Below are 10,611 nucleotides of genomic sequence, written 5' to 3' on the forward strand. Positions count from 1 at the left end.
CTCCCATTGCTCGTCCGTCAGCCGAATCATCTTTCCTTTATAGCCGATCGACGCTGATCTTCAATTTTGAGATAGGTTCTAGACTAATCAGAACGCGCGCGCTGATATCCATGATGGCCCGGAGCACAAACGCTCCAATCAGAGGCCGATACATTGAAGCAAGACCGCCGCCGCCAATTCGACGAATCTTCTCGCAATGCACGGCCGGACCATAAATTAAGGTCAATCCTCAACCCGCCTCGCAAAGTACACAAGGCGGCCTCCGCCGGAGCCATAGTAGCTTGTCACGAATTGTATGAGGGCCAGCAGCGTCATTTACGAATGCGGACGTATAGGCGCGAATCCTCGGACCCGAACCCAACCACCGACGCCTTTTGCAGCAGTCCTTGCAACCATGTTCGCCGTTGCAGCTGGATGGGCGGCAATTCGAGAACCCACCTTCTGAAGTCGCAGCCCAGCGGTAACGTCAGCAACTTTCTTCGACTGCCTCGGCAACGTTCTTCGGCTGCCAGACGAGATAGAATGAAGAGACTCGCGATTACGCCGAAAAGACCGAGAAAAGCCGTTTTGCACTCATTCACCCGATCAACTGAGAGCCTCGCCGCACACCTGCGAAACCTTAGCGCCGCCGCCGAGACAGAGGCGTTTTCTTAATCTTGGCGAAGCACTACGTCTATAATTTCTCGGACTGAAGCGGGACAAGCGAGCGGTATCGCGTACCGCTCGCCGGCTCGCCAAAATGTTTGCGCTTAGTTATTGAGCTCCGGGCAGACTGGGATGTTACAATCACTGCGTTTGCCGAGGATGGGGTGGCAGTGGGGCGGCATCACATCGTGACCTCCCGAAGCCGCACATGCTTCTTCAAGGGTCAATTCGTTCACGCCATAGGCTGACATATCGCTTTCCATGTTTTCTCCTTTCACATCGTTGCCGGTCAGCAACTGCTGCCGACGATACCGCAGGAACGCAAGCCTCGGGCCAACCGCGCGCAGAGCAGCAAAAACGAGCATTTGCACGTCATTCGGAGTCTTGACAGGGAATGTGCAGCGGGCCGCTTGAACATCGCGTTGCGAACACGACTAATCGAGCAGTTGGGAACACGACATGCGCGAAGAAGGCAGCGAGCATCACCGGGATGCGGATCGGGCGAAACTGCTACACCATTGTTAATTTCGCGCCTCAATGCACTATGCCCCGTCCAAGGAGTTCCTCGAAGCCGACAGGAAAGCCTGCCGGCTCATGGTCGATCTGCTTGCGCTGGCGCACGAGCGCGGCTGCGAGGCCGAAGTCGCCGGTCAGCCCGCCCCCGACCTGGATGCCGGCCAACTGCCCGACCTCAACCGGCTGCGCGCCCACTTCGCGCCCGATCCTGCCTGCGTGCCGCACGTCATGGTGCAGCTCGCCCCGCTCGCCAGCTATGAGTTTCTCATCGGCGCCAGCCAGATCGGAGACGCCGCACCAACGCGGCCAACACCGTCGACACCGCGCGCCTCAATCTGTTGCTCAACGAGCTGCGGCTGCCGGCCATCAATTCTGTGGCCACAGTTCGGCGAACAGTCCGACAAGGAAGGTTGGCCGGCGGCCCGCTTCCTCGCCGTCGTCGCCGAGCACGCGATCGCCGAACGCGGCCGCCGTGGCATCGAGCTCCATCTCGTCGAGGCGAGGCTGCCGGCCGGAAGACCTTCGATAGCTTCGACTTCGAGGCCGTGCCGATGATTTCCAAAGCGCAGGTGACCACGCTTGCCGCTGGCGACGGCTGGGTCGGCAAGGGCGCCAATTTGCTGCTGTTCGCGCCGCCCTGGCGGTGGCCAGAGCCACTTGGCGACAGCGATTGGCTTGGCTCTCATCGAGAACGGTTGGCGGATCCTGTTCACCCGCACCACCGATCTCGTGCAGAAGCTCCAGGTGGCGCGGCGCGAGCTCAACCTCGAGGCTGCCATCAATCGCCTCGATCGCTTCGACCTCCTGATCCTCGATGACCTCGCCTACGTCACCAAGGATCAGGCCGAGACAAGCGTGCTGTTCGAACTCATCAGCGCACGCTACGAACGGCGCTCGATGCTGATCACCGCCAATCAGCCCTTCGGCGAATGGACGCTCGCCGCCATCGATCGCCTCGTTCACCACGCCACCATCATCGAAATGAACGTCGCGAGCTATCGAAGGCGCACCGCGCTCGAGCGAAAACGCGGTCCAGGTCGGCCACCGTCGCACGCGACGTCAAAAACACTCGTTGATTGACGGCTTCCCAGCCAGATCGTCGCGCTACCAAAACCCTCCCGAAGTCACAAATGATTCTTCAGGAGATAGTTCGGTTACACCATAGGCTGACACATCGGTCTTCATTTTTGAGTCCTTTCAGTGATGCCGGATCGACCGGCCCTACGGCCGCGCAAAAAGGGACTCAAGAGTTGCGGCAACTGTGAAGTGAGAACCCAAGCCCCCCATTCTGCCTCGTTCAGCGGCCTGATTGACAGCTGTCCGACTATCTGCATCTGTCAGTGAGCGCGCCCCGCTCAGCCTCCAGCTTGGCAGTCAAAGCTGCCGCTATAGGTGCGCTCGATCGGATGGGCTCTAACTCCATGCGACCAAGACCCGCTTCCTAGAGTTGCGGTTCAAAACGCACAGCTGCGGCAGCATCCCGCGACAGCTAGGACCACATTCTCTTTTTTGGCTTCAAGATTTAGGCAAGAGGCCGCCAGCGGCGATGGATGCTGCTAGGCCCGCCAACACTTCCACAATCGCCCAAAACCAGCCTCCCGAAGTTGCCGATGCCTCTTGAGGAGTTAGTTCGGTTACGCCATAGGCTGACATATCGGTCTTCATCGTTGTCTCCTTTTCTGTGTGAGGAGCAGCTATCAAAGACCGTGCCAACTACGCCAAGAAAAAAGCTGTTCGATAGCTTAATGGAATGCGCTCGCTTCGGCCCTCCACTCCGAGCAAGTTCTGCGCGTCGCCATGGAGGGCGGCGGACATCACGACCGGCCTCGAGTTCACTCACTGTTGTGTAGTTTAGTTGAGCGTAGCAAACCAGGAAAGGTGATGGAGCCTGCCATCGCGCCCGCTTTTCGTTTTTGCGATCTATTTGTCTTGCCTGGTTCGGTGACTCGGCTCTGTCTGCCGGTCGGCACGTGCAGCTGCCATGTGCTGTGGAGCCGCATCAACAACAAATAGGCGTCGCGTTTGCGACGAGAATGCTATGACTTTGACATGCGACGTAATGTTCGCGCGGCCTGCAGTGAAGTGGACCCTTTGCTGAGGACCACCGGGTCCGGTTCTTAAGTGGAGCTGCTGCCGTTCGTTCTTCCGCCGCATCTGGTGGCGGCGAGCCGCTGTTGGAGTTGCTTCAACCGAGCTGGGACAATGGTCCGGTCGTTCCGGGCTCACCCGCGGCCTCCTTCTGTGATGGTATCAAACATAGCTGCTTCCATAATGCGGACCACCATCAGTCCTAACGTGATGCAGCTGTGCCCTTGCCCCGCATTCAACATCTTTTAGCGCGTCGACGGTCTATACTTTAGGCGCACCATCTATTGCACGCATCTGCTGGTTGATATTTCATCCGAACCCAAAAGGGGCCGCGGGCGCTTTCACTGCGAATAGTTTTCACAATCTTTGCTTTGCTTGCGGCCAATTTCACATTCGTTGTCATACCAGTTCAGGCCGGCGACAGCCCCCCTAGCAGGCTAGAGAGTATCACCAGGTCTGCCCGCGAGATGATGCCCTCGATGCCGTTCGTCCCGCGACCGTCAATGCCCGGCTTATCGCTTTCCGATCTCTCCGATCCGACCGGCTGTTCGTTTGCTGTGGCGCCGCAACGGTAGCAATCGTGCCCCGACGCTGCGAAAATGGGAAAGAGCCTCGGTGTTCGTTCAGTTCGGCCACATGGCCTTCGAGCATCATGCCACTATGTTGCACGGCAAGAGCCGCTAAGCTGTTGATGCGTCGTGTTCATAGGCCGTGGCGCTCACGTTGTTCGCAGTTATTTCACCCAATTCGTTGCTATTTCGCAGTGTTCTCAAGATGGTGTAAGGTTGGGGTCATTCGCGGCATTTCGGTTTACGTTTCTGACCAAATTGTCAGGAGATGAATATGTCCGACCGTATCCAAAGCGCCAGCGCCTCGCACGCTGAGTTCATGCGAGCCGCGAATGACGAACTAGCCAAGTTCGAGCGCAGCGAGCGGGAGTTTCGAAAGAAGGACCGCGACGAACGGGCCAAAAGATTGCAGTTGCCGGTGGAAACGTACGACGCAGAAGATTGGCGCATTCGGAAATTATCAAGCTCGCTTCATCGAACCTGAGGCCACGCCAACTGGGAGGTGACATGAAACATGCCTCAAGATGCCCAATCAAGAGGCTCTGGGTTCATGCACGTACTCATGAGCATCAACCTGGGATTCAGTCTTTCCCCATCACGCCAAACGGTGTCGCCAGCTCGTTAGACCCTTCAAGCTCCGAGATTCGGCGCGCCCCGGCTCTTAACGTTCATCAACCGCCTTCGTTTTGAGGGAGAAGAGCACCAAACAATTCAGACTGTCCGACTTCACTGCCAGGGTTTGGTGTGCTTGGTAGCCAAGATCACCTTCCCCGCTAGAGAAGCCGCAATACAGAAGAGGCTTTGGAGGCGAGCCAGTCCCTCAAATTAGGAGCCGCGTCACGGAAGAAAACACGCATTGCCGTTGGCATGCCTTTGGAACGATGCTGCCGGTCGCTTTTTTTTTGCGACAGGAGCCGCTTTCAATCGGACGTGGCTCTGATTCCACAGCACCGCCCAGTTCGGGGCTGGCTTGAGGCGCGCCGATGACGCGCTTAAGCGCGGCGCGCTGACCACACCCCTATTCGGACTTTTGCGAAGGAAAGGTGCCGGTGCGGAGTGCTGCGAGCAGTGAACCGTCGTCAGCAAACAGGTTCCAAATCATGATCCCGGCGAGTGCATGGGCGCGCGCGTACATCGCCTTGCGCGCAATGGAAAGCGGATCGTCGTAGCTGATCCATATTCGCCGTTCGGCATCATAGAACCACGGCACCTGGGCTTCGTCGCTCCAATACCGGCGAAAGCCCTGCTCTTCCGGTTGCCGGGCAACGAGATCGCGATAATCGACGCCGTCACTCCCTCCCCACTCCTCGCTTGCTGTCGCCCCCTTTTGAAAGAGCCCGCCGTTCTCGGGCGGAACGTCCGCAACCGCTCTGCCATAGAAGGCGACCCCGAGCGTCACCTTGGCCGGCGGCACGCCGGCCCGGATCAAGGCCTTCACACTCGCATCGACATTGAGATCGGGATTTGGATCGCCGGCGCAGGCAAACAGCGGGGCATTGAAGGCAGCAAGGGCCGAGCCCGCGTGATAATCGTAGGCCATCAGATGAAACCGGTCGACCAGCCGGGCGAGAGCGGCTGCCTGTAGATTGACGATTTTGTCGGGCGCGGCCGACACGGCAATGGTGAGCTCCAGCTCCCTGCGCTCCGATGCGGAAAGCTTAGCGAGCTTTCGGCGGAGTTCCGCGATCAGGAGCGTGAAATTCGTACGGTCCTCGAGGCGCGCGAGATTCCCTGGAGGCCCTCCCGAGACGGGAAACTCCCAATCGACGTCCACACCATCGAACAGACCGGGATACGGCCGAAAGAACGCCTCGATGACCGATTGCGCGAACCGCGCGCGCGAAATCGGCGTGGCAGCGGCGGCCGAAAAATATTTCGATCCGCTCCATCCGCCCAATGCAATCAGGATCCGAAGCTTCGGATTGCTCCGCTTCAGTTCGGCAAGTTGGGCGAAATTGCCGCCGACCGGGCCCGACCGTGAGGTTCCGTCGCAGGCTCCTGTGTCGAGGCAACGATCCGCAAGTTCAGCGGATCCTTCCGCAGAAACGGCGCCGAATGCGTATATCAGGTGGGTCAGCTCGCGAGCCGGGATTGTCTTGATGCTTGGACCGCCCGCCCGGGCCTTCCACGGGGCGACATAGCCGACGACCACGGGGTTGAAGGCCGGCGCGGTCCGCCCCTGCTGCGTCAGCGCGTATCCGCTCACGAGCGTGGAAAACCCACCCACAGCGAAGGTTCGACGATCAACTGCCACGGCTTACGACCTTCTCTCTGTTAGATTGTACCTACACCAACCGATAACTCGATCACCTCCAAGACATGAGCCTTCTCACTGCCGCGCGCTTGTCGAGCCGCTCCCGCGCCATACGACCCCATTAACCGCCGATTTCGAGCGCTCGCTTCAACTTTGATTGCGCCGCCAAGTCTGCTTGTATCCCGGCTCGAGGCTGATTGGGCTTGCGGCCACACACGATTTGGGCGTCCGCAAGGGATCTCGACTTCCGCTGGCCAGCGCAATGTTGAGCGCGCGAGCGCGCACCCTGATCGCGAGGTCTCGAAACGTGTCTTGAACTTCGCGCAACGGCGCAGTGACAATCCGCGCGATCGACTAGTCTCATTCCGGATTCCCTGCTTCGTTGACATACCGTCAATCAACGTCTTTGACGCCCTATGACATTCACTGCGCCTGGACAGACGAGCGGCTCTCCACCTGCAACTACGATACCTGTCAAATCGGTGCCCAAAATTGCTTCGCCCGCGAACAGTCGCAGTCAGGGCAATTATGCTTCAAAGCGGAGCCGGCCCTTTCAGCGATTCAGTGTTCGGGACTCGCAATGCCGATCCTCGATGCAATTGGCACATTCCCGAAAATGCCACGGATTGAGCATCGAAGAAACCCGGCAAGTCGCGTCTGGGCCATGAGGAGCAAGTCCTTCGAGAATTAATCAAACGCGTGGGGCAGAGCGCCCACTCCGGAAACGTGCGGCGCGCTAACGATGTCTGCAAAACAACATTGCTGGCTCCGTGACAAGTCCAGCACGCATTTCCGGTTGCAGCTGTTCCGACATGACTTCGTCGCTCCCAATTCCCCGGTTCCTCACGTCCGCGACCCATGATGTTCGACCGAAAGGCCGCAGCGCTCGCAGTTAAGTTGTTGAATAAAATGCAGGACGGCTTTTCGGTGCCTCTTCCCACGCACTTGGCACGACTCTTGAGTGTCGTCGGGTCACGGCGGCGGGAGCTGCCTACCGGCATTAGTGATTGATCCTCTCACTAAGAGGGAGACAATTAATGAAGACTGAGATGTCAGCATACTGTGTGACAGAATTGCTGAAGAAGCATCTGCACTTCGGGAAGCAGGTCTTGGCCGTTCATAGGAGCCGTTGGCGGACTCCGCAGGGTGGCAACTCCTCTAGCTAGCTATGTCTGCGAGCGTCCGGCCTTTTACGCAAGGCGCACAGCCAGGCCTGAAGAGCACAAGTAATGAAAACGCCGTGACCGAGTGCGGATTGGCAGCTTCCATGGAAACTGTTGATCACAAAGCATGAACTGGCGGCGTTCGGCCAAAGGACGGCGTTCAGGCAATCACCAGCTTTGGCAATCAACGAGTTAAGTCATGGATTGTGTGGATTTTCTTCGGACAAACATAGCGAAAAAGCAGTTGCCGACCTACGTCTATGGCTATCCTTCCAAGCGCGCTTATCGGGCTTTTCCGCAGCCACTCCGCATAACTGATGTCGTTGAGCAGGCCAGGCGTTCCAAGCAAATCAACATCTATATCCATATCCCGTTCTGCCGCTATCGCTGCACCTACTGCACCCTCTTTCTTACAACGCGCCAAACAGCAGCGACGAGGGAGTCTTATGTTGTTCGGCTGGCAGAGCACATCGCGCGATATGGAGAATACTTCGGAGATAGAGAGGTTGTAAGCATCTACTTCGGCGGTGGCACGCCAACCCTGTTGACTCAACATCAATTCAGCGACCTTTTTACCGCCCTCGACGCTGCATTTCCAAAGCGAAGCCGGAAATGTGAGATTACGGTCGAGAGCGCGCCAGACAGTTTCGACAACGCCCTTCTGGAATGCCTAAAGGGGCATGGCGTCAACCGAATGAGCATGGGCATCCAAAGCATGGTAGCCCGCGAGCTTGCGCACACTGGTAGACCATATTCGATCGAGACTGCAGAAGCCGGAATCAAAGCACTGACGGAATGTTTTTCCCACGTCAATCTTGATCTGATCTACGGCCTGCGTGGTCAAACCCGTGACTCCTGGAACTTTTCGCTTGGCCGCGCGCTCGACTACGAGCCGCAGACAGTCTCCCTTTACCCCGTTGTTGTTCGTCCGATGACAAACATCATGACCTCGAAGGCGCACGACCCCGAATTATTCTTTTCTGATGCGGAAAAGTATGAGGTCTACGACCAGAATGTTGCTCTGATGGCAGCCAAAGGTTACCGCCAGGAATCCTTTACGCGTTTCACCAAGATCGCCGGCGGCCGAGCCTACCGGCAGGAGAACTCGGATTTCGAGGGAACGCCCCTGTTAGGATTAGGAGCTGGCGCCAGAAGCTATTTCAGGCAATATCACTTTGGCTCGGACTATGCAGTCGATTCGAGTGCGGCTTCGTCGATCATCAACGCTTTCTCGGCTCGCTCCTTCGATCCTGAGGCGATAGCATCGCACGGGATCAAACTGACGCCGGACGATCTCGCGCGTCGCTACGTCCTGCTTGGCCTCACGTTGTCAGCCCTGAGCAGAAAGAACTACGCTTCAGTATTCGGACGCGAACTGACCGCCGATTTCAGCGAAGAGCTCAAGGCGCTCGAATCTCTGCAGCTCGTCGACCTGTCCGACGGTGATACTTATCGACTGACTCACTCGGGATTCACATATTCGAGCATTGTGGCGAGGATGTTTTACTCGGGCACGATAGTGGCTCTGGAAGAGCAATATCAGGCAGCGTGAGGTGCAGTATGCAAGAGGTCGAGAAGCATTCACCACTCTGGTGGGACTCGGGCTACGCCGAACCCAACGTATCGTGTATGGGTGGTCCCAGTCCCGAAATCTTCGAGATAGCACCAGCTCTCCGCACGAAGAGCGTGGTTGTGGAGCTGGGTTGCGGGGAAGGCCGCAATGCCCTCTATTTGGCTCATTTTGATCATCAGGTGATCGCGACCGACATCTCCGAAACCGCTATCTCCAAGCTGAACCGCCTCGCAGGTGATCTTGGCGTGAACATAACGAGTGGGGTCGCTCGTGTGGAAGACTTCCAGCCGCCTGCTTACCTGGACGTCTTTATAGCGCATTGCGTACTGCATTTCACCGAACGGGGAGTCTGGAAGCCGCTCGTCACGACCTTAATAAATCGAACGCGCCTCGGGGGATTTCATTGCTTCACGAACACGCTCGATCAACCAGACCATCCTATTTCGAAGGAGTCTTTGGCATCTGGTCACAAGAAATCGTTCCAGCGCGGCGAGCTGGAGGCCATCTATACAGAAGCGGGCTGGGAGATCTTGCGCTCTGATCATTACATCAAATGGGACTCGCACCCTGGCATCCCAATCCATTCACACTGCATCGAGAAAGTTGTGGTTCGTAGACCAATTGGATCTGAGGATCTTCCGCGAATGAGAGCCGAGCTCATCAAGGAAGCCGGAATAATTCCTTCCAAACAGTTCAATTCATTGAAACTTGGCACACCACGCGATGCCATTATCGAAATACTCGGCTCGCCGCCAGCCAGCCATCTGGTGACGACTGAACGAAAAACAGTTGGCGGCAACAATCGAGAGGCCATAACGGACGGCTACGTACGTGAGGATATGATCTATGGTGATCACGGCCTTCAGTTCGTCAATGGAACGCTTACCGGCAAATATCGATACTTCACGCCTCCGGTGCGCTTGAGCATTCGAGATGAGTAATGCTCGAACGTTTTCTCATTGGCGCCATGACCGCCCGAAATTCGTTGCAGACCACGTCACCACCATCACCAAGGTCGCGAGGGACATCCGAGACCAAGATTGGCTGTAAGACGCCGCGAATGATTTCGCGCGCCCGGTTCAGAAGCCGCGCATCGGTCGGGAACATCACGTTCTTGGACTGCACCGTGGTGTCGACCATGACGCGGCTGAGGTCGGACGGCTTGATCGCCTCGGTCTTGGTGGCGACCGAGAGGCCCCCCTGCAGCAACGCTTGCAGCTTCTCCTCGCCCCCGCGCTGGCGCCAGCGCGTCAGCGGAAGAGCGATCGAACATCAGCCGGGGCTGGAAGAACTCCTCACCACAGAAGAACTGGTAGGAGGGTTTCTCCAGCCGCACTCACACAACACCTCATTGGACAGGTCGCAGGTGCTTGAGGATGGCAAGTCCTGCCATCAGCCGCGTCGGCAGCGGCGGCCGGTCCGGCTTGTCCTCGCAGACCGCGCCGAACCGCTCCTCGAGGAACGACCAGTCGATCGTCCGCGAAAGCTTCACAAGGGCGTGGTTTATGTCGATGATCGCGTCCAGCCGCGAGCGCAGAAGATCGGCCTGTCCGCTGTCCGAGTTCCTTGGGTCGCATCGTCCCTTCCGATGCGAACACGGAATCACGACCCGCGATTCGACGAATCGCAGAAATGAAATTACAAGCTTTCGGACCTTCAAACCCAAAAACTCCTGCAATCTCAAACCTCGCTATGCTCCAACGGTCGACTCCCGCTCAACCGCTTGGGAGGTTCTTCATGGTCGACTCATGCTTGGGTCACGGTGGCCAGCTCGCAAGTGGCTCGTTCATAATGCGATTGCAG

The 10,611-nt window shown here is 57.5% G+C and carries 6 protein-coding genes and 3 pseudogenes; 5 read left to right on the top strand and 4 right to left on the bottom strand.

Translation table 11 applies throughout. From position 1 onward, the window contains the following. Positions 1 to 749: 749 nt before the first annotated feature. Entirely contained in the window at positions 750 to 1,010 is a 261-nt protein-coding gene (locus XI09_RS09570; protein WP_161533425.1) for a hypothetical protein, read from the bottom strand. A 208-nt stretch (positions 1,011 to 1,218) separates the two neighbouring features. On the opposite strand from XI09_RS09570, the pseudogene XI09_RS09575 reads away from it, so the two are divergent. After that, positions 1,219 to 1,458 (top strand): annotated as a pseudogene (locus XI09_RS09575) (IS21 family transposase); the annotation flags it as partial. 38 nt (positions 1,459 to 1,496) lie between these two features. Beyond that, positions 1,497 to 2,241 (top strand): annotated as a pseudogene (gene istB, locus XI09_RS09580) (IS21-like element helper ATPase IstB). 435 nt (positions 2,242 to 2,676) lie between these two features. Here istB and XI09_RS09585 read toward each other — a convergent pair. After that, on the bottom strand, positions 2,677 to 2,826 hold the full coding sequence (locus XI09_RS09585) for a hypothetical protein (protein WP_161533424.1): 150 nt from the start codon (positions 2,824 to 2,826) through the stop codon (positions 2,677 to 2,679). A gap of 1,266 nt (positions 2,827 to 4,092) precedes the next feature. Between XI09_RS09585 and XI09_RS09590 the strand changes: the two genes are divergently transcribed. Continuing rightward, positions 4,093 to 4,302 carry a hypothetical protein gene (locus XI09_RS09590; protein WP_271566623.1) on the top strand — a complete coding sequence of 70 codons (210 nt, stop codon included), beginning with the start codon at positions 4,093 to 4,095 and terminating at the stop codon, positions 4,300 to 4,302. 534 nt (positions 4,303 to 4,836) lie between these two features. Here the strand turns inward: XI09_RS09590 and XI09_RS09595 are convergent. Further along, entirely contained in the window at positions 4,837 to 6,072 is a 1,236-nt protein-coding gene (locus XI09_RS09595) for a glycoside hydrolase family 18 protein (protein ID WP_271566620.1), read from the bottom strand. A 1,362-nt stretch (positions 6,073 to 7,434) separates the two neighbouring features. Between XI09_RS09595 and XI09_RS09600 the strand changes: the two genes are divergently transcribed. Both XI09_RS09600 and XI09_RS09605 read left to right on the top strand, forming a co-directional pair. Continuing rightward, positions 7,435 to 8,787: a coproporphyrinogen-III oxidase family protein gene (locus XI09_RS09600; protein ID WP_271566621.1), complete on the top strand. Its 1,353-nt coding sequence runs from the start codon at positions 7,435 to 7,437 to the stop codon at positions 8,785 to 8,787. A gap of 8 nt (positions 8,788 to 8,795) precedes the next feature. Next, positions 8,796 to 9,749 (top strand): class I SAM-dependent methyltransferase, encoded by a 954-nt coding sequence (locus XI09_RS09605; protein WP_271566622.1) that lies wholly within the window; start codon positions 8,796 to 8,798, stop codon positions 9,747 to 9,749. A 124-nt stretch (positions 9,750 to 9,873) separates the two neighbouring features. Here the strand turns inward: XI09_RS09605 and XI09_RS09610 are convergent. Beyond that, positions 9,874 to 10,385 (bottom strand): annotated as a pseudogene (locus tag XI09_RS09610) (transposase); the annotation flags it as partial. Positions 10,386 to 10,611 lie beyond the last annotated feature (226 nt).

Source organism: Bradyrhizobium sp. CCBAU 11386 (assembly GCF_028128955.1).
Classification (GTDB): Bacteria; Pseudomonadota; Alphaproteobacteria; order Rhizobiales; family Xanthobacteraceae; genus Bradyrhizobium.